Here is a 22,287-nt window from a genome sequence, read left to right on the forward strand (position 1 = left end):
GCTCCTCGCGCGGCCTTACAGGCTGCGCTCGACCTTCACTTGGTCAAAGACTTCGATCTTGTCGCCGACCTGGACATCGTTGTAGTTCTTCACGCCGATGCCACACTCCATGCCGTTACGCACTTCTTGTACGTCGTCTTTGAAGCGGCGCAGCGATTCGAGCTCACCTTCGTAGATGACCACGTTGTCACGCAGAACGCGGATACGCTTGCTGCGCGACACGGTGCCTTCGACGACCATACAGCCAGCCACCGCACCGATCTTCGGCGCGCGGAACACGTCGCGTACTTCGGCCACACCCACGATCTCTTCTTTCCACTCGGGGGCGAGCATACCGCTCATCGCCTGTTTGACTTCGTCGATCAGGTGGTAGATGACGCTGTAGTAGCGCAGATCCAGACCTTCACGCTCGATGATCTCACGAGCAGCGGCATCGGCACGGACGTTGAAGCCCACCACGATGGCTTCCGAGGCCAGCGCCAAGTTGGCGTCGGTACCGGTGATCCCCCCCACACCAGAGGAGACCACGGCCACCTGCACTTCTTCGGTGGAGAGCTCTTCCAAGGCGCCTTTGATCGCTTCCAGCGAGCCCTGTACGTCGGCTTTGAGGACGATGTTGACCTTAGCCACTTCGTCTTGGCCCATCTGGCTGAACATGTTCTCCAGCTTGGCCTTCTGCTGACGCGCCAGACGCACTTCGCGGTATTTACCCTGACGGAAGTTAGCCACTTCGCGGGCTTTCTTCTCGTCGGCCACGACCATGAAGTCGTCACCAGCATCTGGTGTGCCGTCGAGACCTTGGATCTCGACCGGCATGGCGGGGCCAGCGGTATCGACCTGCTTGCCCAGCTCGTTGGTCAGCGCGCGAACGCGGCCGTAGTGCAGGCCCGCCAGGACGATATCGCCCTTCTTCAGCGTACCGTTTTGTACCAGCACGGTAGCGACCGGACCGCGCCCTTTATCCAAGCGCGACTCAACTACCACACCTTTACCCGGTGCCGACGGAACGGCTTTGAGCTCGAGTACTTCAGATACCAGCTGGATGGCTTCCAGCAGGTCTTCGATGCCTTCACCGCTCTTCGCAGAGACGTGAACGAACTGCGTATCGCCGCCCCACTCTTCCGAGATGACGCCGTGCTGAGACAGCTCGTTCTTGACACGATCAGGATCGGCCTGGGGCTTATCGATCTTGTTCACGGCCACGACCATCGGTACACCAGCAGCTTTCGAGTGCTCGACGGCTTCGATGGTTTGCGGCATGACGCCGTCGTCGGCCGCCACCACCAGGATGACCACGTCGGTGGCTTTCGCACCGCGAGCACGCATGGCGGTAAACGCCGCGTGACCCGGGGTATCCAGGAAGGTCACGCCACCGTGGTCATCTTCCACATGGTAGGCACCGATGTGCTGGGTAATACCGCCCGCTTCGCCAGTGGCGACTTTCGCACGACGGATATAGTCCAGCAGCGAGGTCTTACCGTGGTCAACGTGACCCATGACGGTGACGACCGGTGAGCGGGTGATCTCTTCGCCTTCGTAGGAGATGCCTTCCAGCATTTCCGTTTCCAGCGCGTCATCTTTCACCAGTTTGACCTTGTGGCCCATCTCTTCCACCACAATCGCCGCTGTATCCTGGTCGATTGTCTGGTTGATGGTCACCGCCGCACCCATGGTGAACATGGCTTTGATGACTTCGTTCGCCTTGATCGACATTTTGTCGGCCAGCTCAGCAACGCTGATGGACTCAGGGATCGAGACTTCACGAACGATCGGCTGCGTCGGCTTCTGGAAGCCGTGCTTGCCATTACCACTTTGGCTAGCACCACCACGACGTCCGCCACGGCGCTCGGCACGCTTCACTTTCTTGCCGCCGCCGCGCTTACGCTCTTCGCGATCGCCACGATCATCGTCGTCGTCACGACCTTTCTTCTTCGCGGCTGCCTTTTTCGGCGGCGCAGTACGACGATCGGTACGGCCCTCTTTCGGCGGTGCCGGCGGCAGATCATCGGCTACCGGCGTGTCGTCGATTTCAAGCTCGGGCACTTCGATATCCGGCACTTCAGCGGCTTTGGCTTTGGCCTTCTCTTCCGCTTCTTTACGCGCGGCGTCTTCGGCAGCTTTGGCTTTCGCAGCGGCGGCTTTCTCTTCAGCGACGCGGGCATCGCGCGCTTTACGCTCTGCTTCTGCTTCCGCCATATCGCCTACCAACTGACGCGGGCCAGAGTGCTTGGGCTCAGGCGCCTTCGGCTTCTCATCTTCTTCGCGCTTAACGTAGGTTTTCTTCTTACGAACCTGTACTTCGATCGTTTTACCGCGCTCGCCGGTCTTGATGCGGCTGCGGGTTTTACGGGTCAGCGTAATACGGTTTTTGCTCGGTTCGCTGTCGCCGCCGCCGTGGCTTTTCTTCAAAAAGCTTAGCAGTGTCTGCTTGTCATCTTCAGACACGGCGTCGTTTTCTGAAGCATGCTTCAAGCCAGCTTCTTTCATCTGTTCCAATAGGCGGGGCACATCGCGGCCCACCTTTACTGCAAAATCTTTAACTGTCATATCTGACATAGTGACCCTCCTCAGCCCGTGACCTGTTTACTGTGTGTTTGAATCCGATGTGTCATCGACTTCAAACCAGGGCGCACGGGCAGTCATGATCAGTGCCGCTGCGCGCGCTTCGTCCAACTCCTCGATATCGACCAGATCGTCGACAGACTGCTCGGCGAGATCTTCCATTGTGACGATACCGCGGCTGGCCAGAATGAAGGCCAGGTGGCGCTCCATACCGTCCATCTCCAGCAGGTCATCCGCTGGTTGGGCACCGTCCAGCGCTTCTTCCGAGGCAATCGCCATCGTCAGCAGCTCGTCTTTTGCGCGTGCACGCAGCTCTTCCACCAGCTCTTCGTCGAACTCTTCGATTTCGAGCATCTCTTCCAGCGGCACGTAGGCAACTTCTTCCAGGGTGGTAAACCCTTCCTCCACTAGCAGGCGAGCGACCTCATCATCGACCCCCAGATGATGAACAAAGGAATCCACCAGGCTGTCGATTTCCTGCTCGCGCTTGGACTCCGCTTCATCTTCGGTCATGACGTTGATCCGCCAGCCGGTCAATTCAGACGCCAAACGCACGTTCTGGCCGCTACGGCCAATGGCCTGTGCCAGGTTGTCCTGTGCCACGGCGACGTCCATAGCGTGCGCATCCTCGTCCACCAAGATCGAGGCCACGTCGGCCGGCGCCATGGCGTTGATCACCAGTTGAGCCGGGTTGTCGTCCCACAGAACGATATCTACACGCTCGTTTTGCAGCTCAGATGATACCGCCTGAACCCGTGAGCCACGCATACCGACGCAGGCACCGACCGGATCAATGCGGCGGTCGTTGGTTTTCACTGCGATCTTGGCACGTGAGCCGGGGTCGCGAGCAGCACCTTTGATTTCAATCAGCTGCTCGGCGATTTCCGGCACCTCAATTTTGAACAGCTCAATGATGAATTCAGGGCAGGTGCGTGAGAGTTGCAGCTGCGCACCGCGAGCGTCCGGGTCAACCTTGACCAGCAGCGCGCGAACACGCTCGTTCATCCGGTAGCGCTCGCCGGGGATCATCTCGTTACGCGGCAAAAACGCTTCGGCGTTTTCTCCCAGATCAATGATCAGGCCGTCACGGGTGGTCTTCTTAACGATACCCGCAACGAGTTCGCCTTCACGGTCAGCGTACTGACGCACGACTTCGGCACGCTCGGCTTCGCGCACTTTCTGCACGATGACCTGCTTGGCAGTTTGCGCGGCGATACGCCCGAACACGGCGTTTTCGATCTTTTGCTCGACCACATCGCCCAGCTTCAGCGGCGGGTCGCGCTGCTCGGCAATGCTCTGCTTGATTTCATAGTCTGGCGTTTCGAATTCGTCATCTTCGACCACGGTCCAGTAGCGGAACGTCTCGTAGTCACCGGTGCGGCGATCAATATGCACGCGCACATTGGCTTCTTCGTGCTCAAAACGCTTACGCGACGCGCTGGCCAGCGCGGCTTCTACCGCTTCGAAGATGACATCGCGGGGGACGCCTTTTTCATTAGAGATCGCGTCCACGACCATTAAAATTTCTTTACTCATGCGTTTGCCTCGCCAGAAAACCTGTCCTTTTGTGCATCATCCCGGCGCCTGCCGGAAGCCGCGACCCGTGTTATTCGTCGAACTGCGGGACAACGTGCGCAGAATCGATGCTTTCGATAGGAAAGCAGTACTCTTCGCCTTCCAGTTGCAGTAGCACTTCATCGCCCTCGACACCTGCGAGGAGCCCTTGGTATTTGCGTCGCCCATCGAACGCGACACGTAGCTTCAGAGCGACCTGGTGGCCCTGATAGCGGATAAAGTGATCCAGGGAGTAAAGGGGACGTGCCATGCCGGGCGACGAGACTTCCAAGCGGTATTCACCGGGAATGGGGTCTTCCACATCCATCACGGCACTGACTTGGCGGCTAATATCAGCGCAGTCTTCCACGCTGACACCGCTCTCGCGCTCGATGTAAATCACCAGCCGCGAATGCTTGCCCTGGGAAATATGGTCGATACCCCATAGCTCGAAGCCCATGGCGGCAACGACAGGTTCGATCAGCGCGTGAAGCGCAGCGTGTTTTGTGGCCACAGACAAAGCTCCTATAGCCGTTGCATCAGGCACCTGGCCAGGAGTCGTAAGAAAAGCTAGGTGGCTGATTGGCATTACCTGGGAATGTGTCTCTGGCTACTCGAACAACATCCGCTCTTGAGACACGCTTGGCTCGCAAAAAGCTCTTCATAAAAGCTGTTTACAAAAAACCAGTTACAAAAAGCTACTAACAAAAAGCCCCTTCACAGGAAGGGGCTTTTCAAAAGAAACCTGTAGTACCATTTTAGCAACATGTCGCGAATTTTTCGCAGCTCAAAAGCACCTTAATACATGCCGTTGATCCTAAACCATGCTACTAGATAAATGGTAGCGGGGACCGGATTTGAACCGATGACCTTCGGGTTATGAGCCCGACGAGCTACCAGACTGCTCCACCCCGCATCAATCTAGGTCGACGATAATAGACACTTGAAAGGCTTACGTCAAGAACTCATTCCAAGAACTTGTTTCAAAAACTTTTTCAAATGCGTCTTTCGCCTCAGGTGCCAATCCTGACATTCTGGGAAGCTGGTAAACCAGCGAAACAGATGGTGCCGAAGGCGGGACTTGAACCCGCACGACCATACGGTCACTACCCCCTCAAGATAGCGTGTCTACCAATTCCACCACTTCGGCATCAGGGGAGGCTAAAGAAAGCGACATCAAGCGGTTACTCGCTGCTTTCCTCTAGCACTGGCGCGGTATTATCCATACTTGCAGGAGAGTCGTCAAGCGTTGGAATGTTTTGCTGTTGTTCGATCATCTGCGCATCAGGAATACCCGCCTCCGGCGCTTGGCCTGCCTGGGTCGCGAAGTACGCAAGCGCCATGGAGGTGACAAAAAAGCCCGCCGCAAGAATACCCGTTGTGCGGGAGAGGAAATTACCGCTACCCCGCGAGCCAAACACTGTTTGCGACGCACCGCCACCAAAAGCAGCGCCTGCTTCGGCACCCTTACCCTGCTGAAGTAGGATGAGTACAACCAAGGCGACCGCAATCACCACGTGAACCATAAGAATTGCAACTTGCATGGAGTTATCCTGCTGACTGACAAATGGCGTAGAAATCGTCGGTTTTAAGCGAGGCACCGCCCACTAAACCGCCGTCGATGTCCGGCTGGGCGAGCAGCTCAGCCGCGTTACTTGCGTTCATGCTACCGCCGTAAAGCAGTTTCAGCTGCTCGGCAAGCGACGCATCAAACCCTGCCTGATAGGCACGAATGCCTGCCATGACCTCTTGCGCCTGCTCTGGCGTGGCCGTACGGCCGGTACCTATCGCCCACACAGGCTCGTAGGCAATAACGATTTGCAGACGCTGCTCTGGCGCTAAGCGAGCCATGATATAGCCTACTTGGCGCAACACAACGTCCATCGTGCGGCCTGCATCGCGCTCTTCCAGCGTTTCACCCACGCATAGAATAGGCGTCAGCCCAGCATCAAGGGCTGCCAACAGACGGTCAAACACCTGCTCGTCGCTTTCGCGGTAAAGCTGGCGGCGCTCAGAATGCCCCACCAACACGTAGGCCACACCAAACTCTTTGAGCATGCTACCGCTCACTTCCCCGGTATGCGCCCCGGAGTGATGAGGATTAAGCGTTTGCGCCCCTAACTGCAGCGGCGTGTTGCTGAACGCATGGCGCGCAGCATCTAGATAGGGAAACGGCGGAATGACCACCACGTCGATATTGGCGGGCAGCGCAGCAGAAGCAAACGTTTTGCCAAACGACTCAATCAACGCCGCAGAACCGTTCATTTTCCAGTTACCGGCGATTAATGGCGTACGCATGGATAATCCTCACTCAAGGTGGAGCGAAATGGTATAGGAGCCGCCTTGTCAAGACAACCGCTGTTGCAAGCCCAATGACAAGCAGGACGCGCTTCGCCAAGCAAGGACGGCTATTCACGACCCAGCATGCTAGCCGAGTAGCGCCTGCACTTGACCTGCCAGCTTATTGGCTAAGCGATCCACATCCAAATGAGCGCGCCCTTCCACCATTACGCGGATTAATGGCTCGGTGCCGGATGGGCGCAGCAGTACCCGCCCTTGGTCCCCTAATTCAGCCTCCAATGCAGCAACAGCATCCAACAGCGGTTGGGCAGCCATAACCTCTTTGGCATTCGACCCTGCGGGCAAGCGCACATTAACCAGTGATTGCGGCACTTTTTCCAGCCCTTTCAGCAGCGATGGTAACGGCTTTTGTTCCCGCACCATTAACCCCAGCACCTGCAAGGCTGACACAATACCATCGCCGGTCGTTTGTACGTGGCCACAGACAATGTGTCCCGACGCTTCGCCGCCCAGCTCCCAGCCGTTGGCTGCCATCATTTCCATCACAAAGCGGTCGCCTACTTTGGCACGCTGGAACGGGATACCGAGCCGGTCTAATGCCATCCCCAGGCCGAAGTTACTCATCAGCGTGCCGACCACGCCGCCTTCCAGAAGGCCGCGCTCAAAACGGTCACGGGCGATTAAGTACAAAATATCGTCGCCATCGACCTCACGACCATCCGCATCAACGAGCAGTACACGGTCGCCATCGCCATCGAACGCAATGCCTAAATCCGCCCCTTGCTGAATTACCGCCGCCCGCAGCGCTGCTGGGTGTGTCGATCCCACATGGTGGTTGATATTTAATCCATCTGGCGCGGTGCCAATCACGCTCACTTCCGCCCCTAGCTCGCGAAAAACGCTGGGGGCAATATGGTAGGTAGCGCCATGGGCACAGTCCAATACCACTTTCAGTCCGTGCAGACTAAGTCGGTCCGGCAGGGTGGATTTACAGAACTCAATATAGCGGCCTGCGGCATCGTCAATGCGTGCCGCCTTACCTAGCTGCGCCGCATCGGCGGTGGTCAACGGGGCTTCCAGCATCGCTTCAATGCGGTCTTCCACGTCATCCGGCAGCTTTTTGCCTTCTGCGGAGAAAAACTTAATGCCGTTATCGTCAAACGGATTATGAGAAGCTGAAATCACAATGCCCGCATCCGCCCGGAAGGTACGTGTGAGATAAGCGATCCCCGGCGTGGGCATCGGCCCTAACAGGGAAACATCCACACCTGCAGCCGACAGCCCCGCTTCCAGCGCCGACTCAAACATATAGCCGGAAATACGCGTATCTTTACCAATCAATACCCGAGTGCGGCCCTTTTCACGGCGTAGCACCTGCCCAGCGGCCCACCCCAACTTGAGCATAAAGTCAGCAGTAATCGGTGACTGCCCAACGGTACCGCGAATACCATCAGTGCCAAAATAGCGTCGTGTCATAACGAGAGTTCCTTATCAACGGGCGGCTCACAGCCCTCTTGTAGTACCGCCCAAGCCATATTCACAGCATCCACTGTAGGCCCAACATCATGCACTCGTAGAATGCTCGCCCCACGCTCAACCGCCATAGCCGACAAAGCCAAGCCGCCAGCTAACCGTTCTTCCACCGGACGACCCAGCACTTTGCCAATCATGCTTTTACGTGACATGCCTACCAATATCGGCAGATCAAACGCGAGCAGCGACTCCATATACTTGAGCAAACGCAGATTATGCTCGACGGTTTTGCCAAACCCAAAGCCAGGGTCGATCAAAAGACGATGACGGCGCAGCCCTGCCGCTTCACAAGCATCGATACGCTCGGATAAATACGCCGCGACCGCACGCTCTACGGGCTCGCTGTACTCAGGAGAGTGCTGCATGTTCTGCGGCTCACCCTGGCGGTGCATCAGACACACAGGCAAACCGCTGCTGGCAGCAGCTGCCAGTGCGCCCTCGCGCTCTAGCGCACGCACATCGTTAATCATCCCCGCCCCTAAAGCGCTGGCTTCACGAATTACCGTGGCGCTGCTGGTATCCACCGATACCAACGCATCTAGTTCGCGCACCAGCGCTTCCACTACGGGTGCGACACGGTCTAGCTCTTGCTGCTCAGAAACCGCCATAGCGCCTGGACGGGTCGATTCGCCGCCCACATCAATCAAGGCAGCGCCTTCGGCCAGCATGCGCTCGGCGTGGCGTAGCGCATCTTCTAAGGCAACATGCTGACCACCATCGGAGAACGAATCAGGCGTGACGTTCAAAATACCCATCACCCGTGGAAACGAAAGATCAAGCGTATGGCGCCCACAGCGCAGCTGCAAAGCACTCTCTGCTTGGCGCGAAGGCGATGAAGGGTCAACGTTCGGTGTCATGCTACCGCCTAAAAATAGAAAAGAAACGTAACTGCTATTGGCCCACAGCATAACAAAAAGGCGCCCCAATATGGGACGCCTTTGCTAACACCAGCAGTATGGCTTGATTAAGGACCTGCAGGGCCACCTAGCGGGTCAGATGGACGACGGCGAGGCTCATCGTCACCCTCTTCGCCTTCATCGCTTGACGCGTTAGGCGCTTGGTCATCCGCTTTCGCTTCTGGCTTATCGTCGCTGATGCGCATTCCACCACCGGAGGAGTCACCGTCGTTCCAGCCTTCCGGCGGACGCGGGTCACGTCCTTCCATGATGTCTTTAAGCTGGCTGGCGTCGATGGTTTCAAACTTCATCAGCGCTTCTGCCATGGCATCCAGCTTGTCGCGGTTGTCATGCAGAATCTGACGCGCCTGCTCGTAACACTCATCGATAATCTTGCGCACTTCTTTATCAAGACGCGCGGTGGTTTCTCCAGATTTCAGCTTACCACCGCCCTGACCAGGGCCACCGAGGAACTGGTGAGACTCGTCCTCATCGTACATGATCGGACCCATCTCATCCGAGAGACCCCATTTGGCCACCATGTTGTGAGCCAGCTCAGTGGCACGCTTGATGTCGTTAGATGCACCAGTGGTCACACCGTTAGCACCCAGCGTCATCTCTTCGGCAATACGGCCACCAAACAGCGAGCAGATCTGGCTGATAATTTGCTGGCGCGACAGGCTGTAGCGATCCTCTTCCGGCAGGAACATCGTCACACCCAGCGCGCGGCCACGAGGAATAATCGTCACCTTGTAGACCGGATCGTGCTCAGGCATGACCAAGCCAATAATCGCGTGGCCTGCTTCGTGATAAGCGGTATTGAGCTTCTCTTTATCGGTCATGACCATGGATTTGCGCTCAGCGCCCATCATGATCTTGTCCTTGGCCAGCTCAAGCTCTTCCATGCCTACCAGGCGCTTGTTACGACGCGCCGCAAACAGGGCAGCCTCGTTCACCAGGTTGGCCAGGTCGGCACCGGAGAAGCCAGGCGTACCACGGGCAATCAGCTGCGGCTTCACGTCATCCGCCAGCGGCACCTTGCGCAGGTGAACGCCCAGAATATGCTCACGGCCACGGATATCCGGCAAGCCCACGGTTACCTGACGGTCGAAGCGGCCCGGGCGCAGCAGCGCGGGGTCAAGAACGTCCGGGCGGTTGGTGGCGGCGATGACAATAATGCCCTCGTTGGCTTCAAAGCCGTCCATTTCCACCAACAGCTGGTTCAGCGTCTGCTCACGCTCATCATTACCACCACCCATGCCGGTACCGCGCGAGCGGCCAACAGCATCGATTTCGTCGATAAAGATAATGCAGGGCGCCTGCTTCTTGGCCTGCTCGAACATGTCACGAACGCGGGATGCACCCACACCAACGAACATTTCAACGAAGTCAGAGCCTGAAATAGAGAAGAAAGGCACTTTGGCTTCGCCCGCAATGGACTTGGCCAGCAACGTTTTACCGGTACCAGGCGGGCCCACCATCAGTACGCCGCGGGGAATGGTACCACCCAGGCGTTGGAACTTGGTCGGGTCGCGCAGGAAGTCGACCAGCTCTTCTACTTCCTCCTTCGCTTCGTCGCAGCCTGCGACATCTGCAAAGGTGGTTTTGATCTGATCCTGGGAGAGCAGCTTCGCCTTGGATTTGCCAAAGCTCATCGGGCCACCCTTGCCACCACCGGCACCGCCTTGCATCTGGCGCATGAAGAACATGAAGATCGCCAGAATGAGCAGGATCGGGAAACTGGCAATCAGTAGCCGCGTCCAGATGCTTTGCTGCTCCGGCGCCTTGCCGACCACCGTGACATTGTTGCTCAGCAGGTCGTCGATCAGCTTGGGATCTTCTGCGGCAGGGCGGATGGTCTGGAACTGCGAACCATCCGTGCGCTCACCAAAGATGGTATAGCCATCAATGGTAACGCTACGGACCTGCTGATTTTGCACCTGCTGCACAAACTGGGAGTAGTTAGTGGTTTGTGGTGCGCTTTCCGTACTGAAATTATTGAACACTGTCAGTAGAACGGCCGCGATGACCAACCACAGAATCAGGTTCTTCGCCATATCGTTCAAGGGGCTACCCTCATTACAAGAATCCGTCAGTTAACCGCTAATACTCTGACCTTACACTAGAGCTTAACGTTCAACCATTGCCAAAGCACATTTGGCTTTGGGCCATCTGTGTCACGTTCGTCCAATGTACATAATGTGACACACCTTACGCTTGCCTGTCTGGCAATCGTGGTGATAAATCTTTGCTATAGCACTTTGCCATAACACCAGGGCCTTGCCAGCACTGGTTTAACCGCGAAAACCCTCCGCCAAAAAATAGACTTCTCGGGAGCGCGCCCGGGAGGCATCCGGTTTGCGGGTAACCACGCGGTCAAAACTGCCGCGCAGCTCTTTTAGGTAGGCGTCAAAGCCTTCCCCCTGGAAGACCTTTACCAAAAACCGCCCTTTGGGCGAGAGCGTTTCACGGGCCAACTCCAACGCCAGCTCGACAAGATACATCGCTTGTGGCTGATCGATGGCTGCCATACCACTCATATTGGGGGCCATGTCCGACATAACAAGGTCTACCGGACGATTTCCCAGGCGCTCAAGAATCGCGTTAAGTACGCTCTCCTCGGTAAAATCGCCCTGAATAAAGTCCACCCCTGCCAGCGCATCCATCTCCAGAATATCAGAGGCGATGACCACGCCCTCTGGCCCGACTTTTTCGGCAGCGATTTGGCTCCATCCACCAGGGGCTGCCCCCAGATCAATGATCGTCATACCATTACGAAACAGTTTATCCTTCTCATCCAGCTCTAGCAGCTTATAGCTCGCCCGGGAGCGGTAGCCATCCTGCCAGCTCTGTTTTACGTACTGGTCGTCAAAATGTTCTTTCTTCCAGTTATTGCTGGTTTTGCTCACTGAATGTTTACGGCTTGGAGGCTTTTGCTGCATGTGGGAATCTGACACTGGAATAAGAGATGGGCGCGTTCACGTGATTGCTTTCACTTAGCGGCATTTCACCGTAAGATGGAACGTTAAGCGCTAACCGGGATACCGCAAGATACCATGAGCTTGTCACAGCCACAAAAGAAAGCATTTCGTAGCATTGGCCACCATTTGAACCCAGTGGTCACCGTTTCTGAGAACGGCGTCTCCGAAAATTTGCTCGCAGAACTCAGCCGCGCGCTCAATGATCACGAGCTGATTAAAGTGAAACTCGCTCTGCCCGAACGGGATGACCGCGCTGCGATGATCAACGAGCTGCTGGCTGACAGCAACGCCGAGCTGGTGCAAACCATTGGCAAAATGGCGCTGCTTTATCGCCGCAACCCAAAGGCTAACCCCAAGCTCTCCAACGTTACCCGCTTCGAGAACCATCACGGGCGGCACTAACGCACACAGTACTATGCTGACACGGCGCCAAGCGCCGCTAAGTCAAAAGGCCCGAAGCAGCTACCTGCATCGGGCCTTTTTTATGGCGCTATCCGCACAACATTAGAGGTGTTCAACACTCTCAATTTCGTACTCAACGTCGCCGCCGGGCGTTTTCACCACCACCACATCGCCCTCTTCTTTACCAATCAGCGCGCGCGCAATGGGTGAAGTGACCGAAATACGCCCCGCTTTAATGTCGGCTTCATCTTCGCCAACAATGCGATAGGTAACGCTGGCATCACTATCCAGGTTCAAGAGCGACACAGTCACCCCAAAAATCACCTTGCCGGTTTTCGGCAGCTTGGTGACATCAATCACCTGGGCGCCAGAGAGCTTGCTCTCGATTTCCTGAATACGGCCTTCAATAAACCCCTGTTGTTCACGGGCGGCGTGGTACTCGGCGTTCTCCTTTAGGTCGCCGTGTTCACGCGCTTCAGCGATGGCCGCAATCACCTGAGGGCGAGCTTCGCCCTTCAAGTGGTTGAGCTCTTCGCGAAGGCTTTTTTCTCCCGCTACCGTCATCGGGACCTTGTTCATTGACTTGCTCCTGCATGCAGATCCTGAAGGCGCCGCACCGTAATCTCCCTACCGTACTCTAGCGCCATGCAAACAGCATTAGCGCCCGCCAAGGTGGTCGCATAGGGCACCTTGCGCGCGAGAGCAGTACGGCGAATGATCGAAGAGTCGTTGATTGCCTGACGACCTTCGGTGGTATTCACGATGTAGGCGATTTCGTCGTTCTTCAGCAGATCGACGATATGGGGACGGCCTTCGTAGACTTTATTGACGTGCTCCACGGGCAGCCCGGCGGCTTCGAGGGCCGCAGCGGTACCGCGTGTTGCACATAGCGTGAAGCCCAATGTTAGCAGAGAACGGGCCACTTCGATAATCCCCTGCTTATCAGGCTCACGCACCGACAGGAACGCTTTACGGTCGCCATCCAGCGCCGGGATCGCCTCGCCCGCGCCCAGCTGCGCCTTGAAAAAGGCTTCCGCGAAGGTATCGCCCGAGCCCATCACTTCACCGGTGGATTTCATTTCCGGCGAGAGAATTGGATCAACGCCCTGGAACTTGTTGAACGGGAAGACCGCTTCTTTGACGCTATAGAAGTGCGGCACGATCTCACGTTCGAAGCCCTGCTCGGCCAGCGTCTTACCAGCCATGCAGCGCGCGGCAATCTGGGCCAGCGAGGTGCCGATGCACTTGGAAACAAACGGCACGGTACGCGATGCACGGGGGTTGACCTCGATCACGTAGATCTCGCCATCCTGCCACGCGAGCTGCACGTTCATCAGACCTTTTACGCCCAGCTCCACGGCCATTTTCTTGACCTGCTCGCGCATCTCGTCCTGCACGTCGGCAGGCAGCGAGTAAGGCGGCAGCGCGCAGGCGGAGTCGCCAGAATGAACGCCCGCCTGCTCAACGTGCTGCATGATACCGCCAATCACGACCTGCTGGCCGTCAGAGACCGCATCGATATCCACTTCCACCGCCGCGCTCAGGAAGTGATCCAGCAGTACCGGAGAGTCGTTAGAGACCTTGACCGCGTTGGTCATGTAGTTTTCGAGCTCGGAGGCATCGTAGACGATCTCCATGGCACGGCCACCTAGTACGTAGCTGGGGCGCACGACCAGCGGGTAGCCGATCTTCTCGGCCTTGGTGAAGGCTTCTTCGAAGCTCCGGGCCGTGGCGTTGGGCGGCTGCTTCAGGCCGAGCTTGTCGATCATCACCTGGAAGCGCTCGCGGTCTTCGGCGCGATCGATGGCGTCCGGCGTGGTACCGATGATCGGCACGCCTGCGGCTTCCAGCTCGCGAGCCAGCTTCAGCGGGGTTTGGCCACCGAACTGGACGATGACGCCCACCGGCTTCTCCTTGTCGGCGATTTCCAGCACGTCTTCCAGCGTCACCGGCTCGAAGTAGAGACGGTCGGAGGTGTCGTAGTCGGTGGAGACGGTTTCCGGGTTGCAGTTGACCATGATGGTTTCATAGCCGTCGTCGCGCATGGCGAAGGCGGCGTGCACACAGCAGTAGTCGAACTCGATACCCTGACCGATACGGTTCGGGCCACCGCCCAGCACCATGATCTTCTGGCGATCCGACACGTCCGCTTCGCACTCCTCTTCATAGGTGGAGTACATGTAGGCGGTATCGGAAGCAAACTCGGCGGCACAGGTGTCCACGCGCTTGTACACCGGGCGAATGCCTGCTGCCTGACGCGTCTTGCGGAACTCCTTCTCGGAGACGCCCAGCAGCTTCGCCAGCCGCGCATCGGAGAAGCCCTTGCGCTTGAGCTGGAACAGCTCACGCGCCGAGAACTCTGCCAGGGCGCGCTTGGACACGGCGGCTTCGGTGAGAATCAGGTCTTCCATTTGCACCAGGAACCAGCGGTCGATGTTGGTCAGCGCAAAGATCTCTTCCACGCTCATACCAGCGCGCATAGCATCAGCCACAAAGAAGATACGCTCGGCACCCGCGGCCTGCAGCTCGCCCTTAATCTGGGCCATCGTTTCATCGGTGAACTCGGTAATGATCGGGTCGAGGCCGTCGTTACCGGTTTCCATACCGCGCAGCGCTTTTTGCAGCGACTCTTGGAACGTGCGGCCAATCGCCATCACTTCACCCACCGACTTCATCTGGGTGGTCAGGCGGTCGTTCGCTTGGGGGAATTTCTCGAACGTAAAGCGCGGAATTTTGGTCACGACATAGTCGATGGACGGCTCAAACGACGCTGGTGTTTGACCGCCAGTAATATCGTTCTGCAGCTCGTCAAGGGTGTAACCCACCGCCAGCTTCGCGGCGATTTTAGCAATCGGGAAACCGGTGGCCTTCGATGCCAGCGCCGACGAGCGCGACACACGCGGGTTCATCTCGATCACGACCAGACGACCGGTTTTCGGGTCCATGCCAAACTGCACGTTGGAGCCGCCGGTTTCCACGCCGATTTCACGCAGTACCGCGAGGCTCGCGTCCCGCATGATCTGGTACTCTTTATCGGTCAGCGTTTGTGCCGGCGCGACAGTGATGGAGTCGCCGGTGTGGACGCCCATGGGGTCGAAGTTCTCGATGGCGCAAACGATAATGCAGTTATCGTTTTTGTCGCGCACCACTTCCATTTCGTACTCTTTCCAACCCAGCAGCGACTCATCAATCAGCAGCTCGTGGTTATTGGAAAGCTCGAAACCGCGGGTACAGATCTCTTCGAACTCTTCCTTGTTGTACGCCACACCGCCGCCAGAGCCACCCATGGTGTAGGAAGGACGAATAATTGTTGGGAAACCTAGCTCTGCCTGAATTTCCCACGCCTCGTCCATGGTGTGCGCCACTTTGGCTTTCGGGCACTCCAGGCCAATGCGCTTCATGGCTTGGTCGAACAGGTCGCGGTCTTCCGCCATATTAATGGCGTCGGCGTTGGCGCCGATCATCTCAACACTGTACTTAGCAAGTACGCCATGTTTTTCAAGATCCAGCGCACAGTTCAGCGCGGTTTGGCCGCCCATGGTGGGGAGAATGGCGTCCGGGCGCTCGACTTCGATAATTTTCTCAACCGCCTGCCAGGTAATCGGCTCGATGTAGGTGGCATCGGCCATGGCCGGGTCGGTCATGATGGTGGCCGGATTAGAGTTGACCAAAATAACCCGGTAACCCTCTTCGCGCAGCGCTTTACACGCCTGAGCGCCAGAGTAGTCGAATTCGCAGGCCTGGCCGATGACAATCGGACCAGCGCCAATGATAAGAATGCTATTGATATCGGTACGCTTAGGCATAACGGTTCCCGCAAAAAGTGGTGACGATGAGCATCAAAACGGCGTAACTAGGCAATGAGAGGCAGCGCGGCTAACTTAGCGGCGCGCCTGCATCATGGCGATAAAGCGATCAAATAGCGGCGCTACATCGCGCGGGCCAGGGCTGGCTTCCGGGTGGCCCTGAAAGCTAAACGCCGGGCGGTCGGTACGCTCAATGCCCTGCAGGGTGCCATCGAACAGCGAGCGGTGCGTGGCACGTACGTTGCTGGGCAGGGAGGCTTCATCGGCGGCAAAGCCATGGTTCTGGCTGGTGATCATCACCGTGCCGGTATCTAGGTCTTGTACCGGATGGTTAGCACCATGGTGGCCGTGGCCCATCTTGACGGTTTTGGCACCGGAGGCCAGCGCCAGCAGCTGGTGGCCCAAGCAAATGCCGAACACCGGCGTGTCGGTTTCCAACACTTCCTGGATCGCTTTAATCGCGTAGTCGCAGGGCTCAGGGTCGCCGGGGCCGTTGGCCAGGAATACGCCATCCGGGTTCATCGCCAGTACCTCAGCCGCAGGGGTTTGCGCAGGCACCACGGTCAGGCGGCAGCCGCGCGCCGCCAGCATACGCAGGATATTGAATTTAACACCGTAATCAAACGCGACCACATGGTAAGGACGCTCGCCCTGGGTGGTATCCGCGTAGCCTTCGCCCAAGGTCCACTCGCCTTCCGACCACTCGTAAGCCTCTTTGCAGGAGACTTCCTTGGCTAAATCCATGCCCTTCAGGCCTGGGAACGCCTTCGCCGCCGCCAGCGCCCGCTCTACGGCATCCTCACCTTCTGCATCGGCACCCGCCAGAATCGCACCGTTCTGGGCACCTTTATCGCGCAAAATACGCGTCAGGCGGCGGGTATCGATATCCGCAATACCCAGCACGTTGTGGCTTTTCAGGTAATCAGAGAGGGTTTGCTCAGAACGGAAGCTACTGGCCAGCAGGGGGAGATCGCGAATTACCAAGCCAGCTGCCGCAATCGAGGCGGACTCTACATCTTCAGAGTTAATGCCAGTGTTGCCGATGTGCGGGTAAGTCAGGGTGACGATTTGGCGGGTGTAAGAGGGGTCGGTGAGGATTTCCTGGTAGCCGGTCATGGCTGTATTGAACACCACCTCACCGCTTGTGACTCCATCCGCGCCAATGGCAGTTCCATGAAACACACTGCCATCTTCCAGGGCCAATATCGCGGGTTTGCTCAATGCGGGGTTATTCAAGACAAGTTCTCCCATGCTGGTGGGAGCCTGTGGGCGCAGGCTCGGCGATCCGGTTGTCGGCGTTTGCGTGCAAACGTCGGGTCGTAAAAAAGCGGGACGAAGCCGATAATAAAAAATCGGTTTCATCCCGCTTGTTGTTCTCTTTCCTTGGCCTTCATAACGGTGTTAGCCATGGCGCAGCATTTAGCTGACTACTTTTCCCACTTAACGGCCAGTGCAACAAGCGCGGTGCTCTCTCTACAGCTCTTCACTGTAGATATTTTGCTGCTCTTTGCAGCCACTGGGCCAAAATTTTTGGAATGTTACAGCATTTAGCGCACCAGGGCCAGCGCTTTATGCCGACCTTGTCTAACACAAGCCCACGGCTCAGCTCAGCGCCAGCACGTCCTGCATGTCATAACGGCCATGCGGCTGAGCGGCCACCCAGCGTGCCGCCCGCACGGCCCCTTTGGCGAAGGTCATACGGCTGGAAGCTTTATGAGTGATTTCGATGCGCTCGCCTTCGGTGGCGAACATCACCGTGTGCTCACCGACGATATCGCCCGCCCGCACGGTAGCGAAGCCGATCTCTTTATCGGTACGCGGGCCGCACTGCCCAACCCGCTCAAACACGCCGTGCTCTTTCAAGGTACGGCCCAAACTTTCGGCCACCACTTCACCCATTTTAATGGCCGTGCCGGAAGGCGCATCGACTTTATGGCGGTGGTGGGACTCAATCACCTCAATATCGTAGCCTTCATCACCCAGCGCCTTGGCCGCCGTTTCCAGTAGCTTGAGCGTCAGGTTCACGCCCACGCTCATGTTGGGAGCAAACACCATGGCCACCTTATCGCGGTAGCTATCTAGCTCGGCCAGCTCCTCATCGTTCATACCGGTGGTGCCGATCACGATGCACTTACCGTGCTCGGCGCAGAATGCCAGATTCGCCAAGGTGACTTGGGGCGCAGTGAAGTCGATCAGCACGTCGAAGTCATCCACAATGGCGTCGAGCGAATCCACGGCGGCCACACCACGCTTACCCACACCTGCCAGCTCGCCGATATCTACGCCCGCCAGGGAGCTGCCCGGCTCCACAATACCGCCTGCAAGCGAGGCATCAGCCTGTTGCTCAACAGCGTTAACTAACGTGCGGCCCATGCGGCCAGCTACGCCTACAATGGCAATTCGGGTCATGGAAACTCCTACGCGTGCGCTATTTGGCATTAACTAGAAACAAAAAAGGTGGCCGCAATTATAGCAGACCACCCTTAGCGATGCGGCGCTAACGGCAGCGCCCTTCATGCACTTTCAATTCTCCCAGACAATCTCCAGCGACTCGTCTTTCGCCATACGCATTAGATGGCTCTCGACTACGCCCTCTAGCTGGTCCAAGTGCTCTTCTTCCAGGGTTTCGATGGAGACCAGTAGCCGATCAGGTTCGGCGTGCATCAGGCAAGTACCGCTGGCAAACACGATCTTGGCGTCCTGCTCACTGTGCTCCACCTCAAGCTTATGCGCCCAATGTTTACACAGGCGGTTGATCAACCGCGCGCCGGATGGGGTGGCAATTTCTGCTCGGGATAAAGGCATAGAGATCTCTCCATATAGGTGGCGGGTGAGCACCCACTAGCCTAATCCCCACCGCGATAAGAACCAAGCGTTGCATGAGAATTCGTTGCAACGGTGCAGCCACCTAGCTACACGCAACAAAAAACCAGCACCCAATGGATGCTGGTTTTTAGCGTTGCTACACAAACTGTATGAAATAGATAAAGACCTTACGGCTTCATCTCTTCAAAGAACTTCTTCACGCTGTCGAAGAAGCCAGTCTTCTTCGGCGAGTGGCTATGACTATTGCTGTCATCAAAGCTCTTTTGCAGCTGGCGAAGCAGGTCTTTCTGCTCGTCGTTGAGGTTGACGGGCGTTTCCAACACTACTTTGCACAGCAGGTCGCCGGGGGCACCGCCGCGTACCGGCTTCACGCCTTTACCGCGCAGGCGGAAGAGCTTGCCGGTTTGGGTTTCCGGCGGGATCTTCAGTTTCACGCGACCATCCAGCGTGGGCACTTCCAACTCGCCACCGAGTGCTGCATCGACGAAGTTGATCGGCACATCGCACTGCAGGTGTTTACCATCGCGCTTGAAAATGTGGTGCGGCTTAATGGACACCTGAACGTACAGATCGCCCGCCGGGCCACCGTTCACGCCGCTCTCGCCTTCGCCGTTGAGACGAATACGGTCGCCGGTATCCACACCCGGCGGAATCTTCACCGAGAGGGTGCGGGTTTCGCGCACGCGGCCTTCGCCGTTACATTTGTGGCACGGCACCTTGATGTGCTGGCCACTGCCGTGACAGGTCGGGCAGGTTTGCTGAACCGCGAAGAAGCCCTGCTGCATGCGTACTTGGCCGTGACCATGACAGGTCGGGCAGGTCTCTTTGGTGGAGCCCGGCTCGGCGCCGCCACCGTCACAGCGGTCACACTCAATATGACGCGGGACGCGAATATCCACCGTGGTGCCCGCCACTGCGCTCTCTAGATCCAGCTCTAGGTTGTAGCGCAGGTCGGAACCCCGTGCAGGTGCGTTGGGCCCACGACGACGGCCACCGCCGCCACCGAAGATATCGCCAAACACATCGCCGAAGATATCGCTGAAATCGCCAGCGCCGCCGCCACCGAAGCCGCCGCCCTGGCCATCCACACCGGCATGGCCGAACTGGTCGTAGGCCGCGCGCTTCTCACCATCGCTCAGAACTTCGTAAGCTTCCGACACTTCGCGGAATTTTTCCGCTGCGGAGGTATCGTCCGGGTTTCGATCAGGGTGGAATTTTTGCGCCAGACGGCGATAGGCCTTTTTGATCTCTTTCTGATCGGCCCCTTTTTCGACACCCAGGACTTCGTAATAATCGCGTTTGGACATGGGTCCTACGCCTCCTGGTTAGCTACACACTATAGGCGTCTCGGCCGCGGAAACAGCAACGCGGGAGTTGCCTCCCGCGTCACCACTTTCCTTGGCAGAAAGAGGTGGGTTACTGCTTCTTCTTGTCGTCGTTGACTTCTTCGTACTCGGCGTCAACCACGTCGTCGTCCTGCTTGGTGTTGGCCTCTTCAGCACCTTCACCACCCGCCTGGGCCGCTTCTGCCTGTTCGGCGTACATCTTTTGCGCCAGCTGGCCGGAGACTTCGGTCAGCGCATCCAGTTTCTTCTGGATGTCGTCCTGGTCATCGGTTTTCACCGCTTCTTCCAGTTCGGCGATGGCGTTTTCGATGGCCTGTTTCTCGTCATCGGTGGCCTTATCGCCCGCTTCTTGAACGGTCTTACGGGTGGCGTGAATCATGCCGTCCGCTTGGTTACGCAGCTGCACCAGCGCTTCGAACTTTTTGTCTTCGTCCGCGTGGGCTTCGGCATCACGTACCATTTGCTCGATCTCTTCATCGGAGAGGCCGCTAGACGCCTTGATGACGATGGACTGCTCTTTACCGGTCGCCTTGTCTTTGGCAGACACGTTCAGAATACCGTTGGCATCGAGGTCGAACGCCACTTCGATCTGCGGCACACCGCGCGGTGCCGGCGGAATGTCGGCGAGGTCGAAGCGACCCAGCGACTTGTTCTGCGACACTTGCTTACGCTCACCTTGAACGACGTGAATGGTCACGGCGGTCTGGTTGTCATCCGCGGTCGAGAAGGTTTGCGTCTTCTTGGTCGGGATGGTGGTGTTCTTGTCGATCAGCGGCGTCATCACGCCACCCAGGGTTTCGATACCCAGGGTCAGCGGGGTAACGTCAAGCAGCAGAACGTCTTTTACGTCGCCACCCAATACACCGCCCTGAATCGCAGCGCCCACGGCAACCGCTTCATCCGGGTTCACGTCTTTACGGGCTTCTTTACCGAAGAAGTCTGCCGCTTTCTTCTGAACCAACGGCATGCGGGTCTGACCGCCGACCAGGATCACTTCGTCGATTTCAGAAGCGGATAAGCCTGCATCTTTCAGCGCCATTTTGCACGGCTCGAGCGAACGCTGTACCAGGTCTTCGACCAGCGACTCCAGTTTGGCACGAGTCACCTTCACGTTGAGGTGTTTCGGGCCAGTGTTGTCGGCGGTGATGTACGGCAAGTTCACATCGGTCTGCTGGGCGCTGGAAAGCTCGATTTTGGCTTTCTCGGCGGCTTCTTTCAGACGCTGCATGGCCAGATTGTCACCAGACAAATCGATACCGCTGTCCGACTTGAACTGATCGACCAGATAGTTGATCAGCGCGAGGTCGAAATCTTCACCACCCAGGAAGGTGTCACCGTTGGTTGCCAATACTTCGAACTGCGTTTCGCCATCCACGTCGGCGACTTCGATGATGGAAATATCGAAGGTACCACCACCCAAGTCGTAGACTGCGATGGTTTTGTCGCCACGGGCTTTGTCCATGCCGTAGGCCAGAGCAGCTGCGGTCGGCTCGTTGATGATACGCTTGACGTCTAGACCGGCAATGCGGCCCGCATCTTTAGTAGCCTGACGCTGGCTGTCGTTGAAGTAGGCCGGTACGGTGATGACCGCTTCGGTGACCGCTTCGCCGAGATAGTCTTCGGCGGTCTTCTTCATTTTCTTCAGCACTTCCGCGCTCACCTGCGGCGGTGCCATTTTTTTGCCTTTTACTTCTACCCACGCATCACCGTTGTCGGCTTCGGCGATTTTGTAGGGCACCATCTTGATGTCTTTTTGAACGACGTCGTCTTTGAAGCGACGGCCGATCAGACGCTTGATGGCGTAAAGAGTGTTTTCCGGGTTAGTCACGGCCTGGCGCTTGGCGGCCTGGCCTACCAGGATTTCACCGTCGTCGGTGTAGGCAATGATAGAAGGCGTGGTACGACCGCCTTCGGCGTTTTCAATGACTTTAGCGCTATCACCATCGAGCACGGCCACACAAGAGTTAGTGGTGCCCAGGTCGATTCCAATAATGCGTCCCATAGCAAAAACCTCGAATTCAGTTGTTACAAAACTAAAAAATTTGTTCTTTAAACAAGTTGCGGGCTTATCCCGCGGGGT

Annotated in this window: 17 protein-coding genes and 2 tRNA genes; 1 reads left to right on the forward strand and 18 read right to left on the reverse strand. The window is 57.2% G+C overall.

Features of this window, described 5'->3' with window-relative positions:
* Positions 1-15: 15 nt before the first annotated feature.
* The 11 genes from infB to rlmE form a co-directional block, all read right to left on the reverse strand.
* On the reverse strand, positions 16-2,556 hold the full coding sequence (infB, locus tag A3220_RS02415; RefSeq protein WP_062372898.1) for a translation initiation factor IF-2: 2,541 nt from the start codon (positions 2,554-2,556) through the stop codon (positions 16-18).
* Positions 2,557-2,583: 27 nt separating this feature from the next.
* Positions 2,584-4,098, reverse strand: a complete 1,515-nt coding sequence (gene nusA / locus A3220_RS02420; protein ID WP_062372901.1) for a transcription termination factor NusA — start codon at positions 4,096-4,098, stop codon at positions 2,584-2,586.
* Positions 4,099-4,168: 70 nt separating this feature from the next.
* Positions 4,169-4,630: a ribosome maturation factor RimP gene (gene rimP / locus A3220_RS02425; protein WP_044629473.1), complete on the reverse strand. Its 462-nt coding sequence runs from the start codon at positions 4,628-4,630 to the stop codon at positions 4,169-4,171.
* Between the two features lie 325 nt (positions 4,631-4,955).
* A tRNA-Met gene (locus tag A3220_RS02430) sits at positions 4,956-5,032 on the reverse strand.
* Positions 5,033-5,179: 147 nt separating this feature from the next.
* A tRNA-Leu gene (locus A3220_RS02435) sits at positions 5,180-5,266 on the reverse strand.
* Between the two features lie 34 nt (positions 5,267-5,300).
* Positions 5,301-5,660 (reverse strand): preprotein translocase subunit SecG, encoded by a 360-nt coding sequence (secG, locus tag A3220_RS02440; RefSeq protein WP_062372904.1) that lies wholly within the window; start codon positions 5,658-5,660, stop codon positions 5,301-5,303.
* Between the two features lie 4 nt (positions 5,661-5,664).
* Entirely contained in the window at positions 5,665-6,414 is a 750-nt protein-coding gene (gene tpiA, locus A3220_RS02445; RefSeq protein WP_044629471.1) for a triose-phosphate isomerase, read from the reverse strand.
* A 129-nt stretch (positions 6,415-6,543) separates the two neighbouring features.
* The gene (gene glmM / locus A3220_RS02450; protein WP_062372907.1) at positions 6,544-7,893 is read right to left on the reverse strand and encodes a phosphoglucosamine mutase; all 1,350 of its coding nucleotides are present in this window, start codon (positions 7,891-7,893) and stop codon (positions 6,544-6,546) included.
* Positions 7,890-8,807, reverse strand: a complete 918-nt coding sequence (folP, locus tag A3220_RS02455; protein WP_062360588.1) for a dihydropteroate synthase — start codon at positions 8,805-8,807, stop codon at positions 7,890-7,892. The genes glmM and folP overlap by 4 nt, the downstream gene beginning before the upstream one ends.
* Before the next feature lie 107 nt (positions 8,808-8,914).
* On the reverse strand, positions 8,915-10,912 hold the full coding sequence (gene ftsH, locus A3220_RS02460) for an ATP-dependent zinc metalloprotease FtsH (RefSeq protein ID WP_062372910.1): 1,998 nt from the start codon (positions 10,910-10,912) through the stop codon (positions 8,915-8,917).
* 228 nt (positions 10,913-11,140) lie between these two features.
* Entirely contained in the window at positions 11,141-11,788 is a 648-nt protein-coding gene (rlmE, locus tag A3220_RS02465; protein ID WP_044629468.1) for a 23S rRNA (uridine(2552)-2'-O)-methyltransferase RlmE, read from the reverse strand.
* A gap of 114 nt (positions 11,789-11,902) precedes the next feature.
* On the opposite strand from rlmE, the gene yhbY reads away from it, so the two are divergent.
* Positions 11,903-12,229, forward strand: coding sequence for a ribosome assembly RNA-binding protein YhbY (gene yhbY / locus A3220_RS02470; RefSeq protein ID WP_062372912.1), 327 nt, complete (start codon positions 11,903-11,905; stop codon positions 12,227-12,229).
* A gap of 102 nt (positions 12,230-12,331) precedes the next feature.
* Here yhbY and greA read toward each other — a convergent pair whose 3' ends face one another.
* From greA to dnaK, 7 genes are all read right to left on the reverse strand, one after another.
* Complete coding sequence (gene greA, locus A3220_RS02475) at positions 12,332-12,808, reverse strand: transcription elongation factor GreA (RefSeq protein WP_044629467.1); 477 nt, start codon at positions 12,806-12,808, stop codon at positions 12,332-12,334.
* Positions 12,805-16,035: a carbamoyl-phosphate synthase large subunit gene (carB, locus tag A3220_RS02480; protein ID WP_062372915.1), complete on the reverse strand. Its 3,231-nt coding sequence runs from the start codon at positions 16,033-16,035 to the stop codon at positions 12,805-12,807. The genes greA and carB overlap by 4 nt, the downstream gene beginning before the upstream one ends.
* Positions 16,036-16,110: 75 nt before the next feature.
* Positions 16,111-17,256, reverse strand: a complete 1,146-nt coding sequence (gene carA, locus A3220_RS02485) for a glutamine-hydrolyzing carbamoyl-phosphate synthase small subunit (protein WP_174524455.1) — start codon at positions 17,254-17,256, stop codon at positions 16,111-16,113.
* Positions 17,257-17,637: 381 nt separating this feature from the next.
* Positions 17,638-18,444 carry a 4-hydroxy-tetrahydrodipicolinate reductase gene (dapB, locus tag A3220_RS02490; RefSeq protein ID WP_062372920.1) on the reverse strand — a complete coding sequence of 269 codons (807 nt, stop codon included), beginning with the start codon at positions 18,442-18,444 and terminating at the stop codon, positions 17,638-17,640.
* A 114-nt stretch (positions 18,445-18,558) separates the two neighbouring features.
* Complete coding sequence (locus A3220_RS02495) at positions 18,559-18,840, reverse strand: DUF2218 domain-containing protein (protein ID WP_044629464.1); 282 nt, start codon at positions 18,838-18,840, stop codon at positions 18,559-18,561.
* A 188-nt stretch (positions 18,841-19,028) separates the two neighbouring features.
* Positions 19,029-20,168: a molecular chaperone DnaJ gene (gene dnaJ, locus A3220_RS02500; protein WP_044629463.1), complete on the reverse strand. Its 1,140-nt coding sequence runs from the start codon at positions 20,166-20,168 to the stop codon at positions 19,029-19,031.
* A gap of 109 nt (positions 20,169-20,277) precedes the next feature.
* A complete protein-coding gene (dnaK, locus tag A3220_RS02505; protein ID WP_062360542.1) occupies positions 20,278-22,209 on the reverse strand; it encodes a molecular chaperone DnaK in 1,932 nt (643 codons plus the stop codon).
* Between the last annotated feature and the right edge of the window lie 78 nt (positions 22,210-22,287).

Origin of the sequence: Halomonas sp. KX33721, assembly GCF_001596805.1 — a bacterium.
In the GTDB taxonomy this organism is placed as follows: Bacteria; Pseudomonadota; Gammaproteobacteria; order Pseudomonadales; family Halomonadaceae; genus Vreelandella; species Vreelandella aquamarina.

Excerpts from the sequence above, each read along its gene's own strand:
- infB (WP_062372898.1), bottom strand. The coding sequence starts at position 2,556 with ATGTCAGATATGACAGTTAAAGATTTTGCAGTAAAGGTGGGCCGCGAT.
- nusA (WP_062372901.1), bottom strand. The coding sequence starts at position 4,098 with ATGAGTAAAGAAATTTTAATGGTCGTGGACGCGATCTCTAATGAAAAA.
- secG (WP_062372904.1), bottom strand. The coding sequence starts at position 5,660 with ATGCAAGTTGCAATTCTTATGGTTCACGTGGTGATTGCGGTCGCCTTG.
- tpiA (WP_044629471.1), bottom strand. The coding sequence starts at position 6,414 with ATGCGTACGCCATTAATCGCCGGTAACTGGAAAATGAACGGTTCTGCG.
- glmM (WP_062372907.1), bottom strand. The coding sequence starts at position 7,893 with ATGACACGACGCTATTTTGGCACTGATGGTATTCGCGGTACCGTTGGG.
- folP (WP_062360588.1), bottom strand. The coding sequence starts at position 8,807 with ATGACACCGAACGTTGACCCTTCATCGCCTTCGCGCCAAGCAGAGAGT.
- rlmE (WP_044629468.1), bottom strand. The coding sequence starts at position 11,788 with ATGCAGCAAAAGCCTCCAAGCCGTAAACATTCAGTGAGCAAAACCAGC.
- yhbY (WP_062372912.1), top strand. The coding sequence starts at position 11,903 with ATGAGCTTGTCACAGCCACAAAAGAAAGCATTTCGTAGCATTGGCCAC.
- greA (WP_044629467.1), bottom strand. The coding sequence starts at position 12,808 with ATGAACAAGGTCCCGATGACGGTAGCGGGAGAAAAAAGCCTTCGCGAA.
- carB (WP_062372915.1), bottom strand. The coding sequence starts at position 16,035 with ATGCCTAAGCGTACCGATATCAATAGCATTCTTATCATTGGCGCTGGT.
- dapB (WP_062372920.1), bottom strand. The coding sequence starts at position 18,444 with ATGACCCGAATTGCCATTGTAGGCGTAGCTGGCCGCATGGGCCGCACG.
- A3220_RS02495 (WP_044629464.1), bottom strand. The coding sequence starts at position 18,840 with ATGCCTTTATCCCGAGCAGAAATTGCCACCCCATCCGGCGCGCGGTTG.
- dnaJ (WP_044629463.1), bottom strand. The coding sequence starts at position 20,168 with ATGTCCAAACGCGATTATTACGAAGTCCTGGGTGTCGAAAAAGGGGCC.
- dnaK (WP_062360542.1), bottom strand. The coding sequence starts at position 22,209 with ATGGGACGCATTATTGGAATCGACCTGGGCACCACTAACTCTTGTGTG.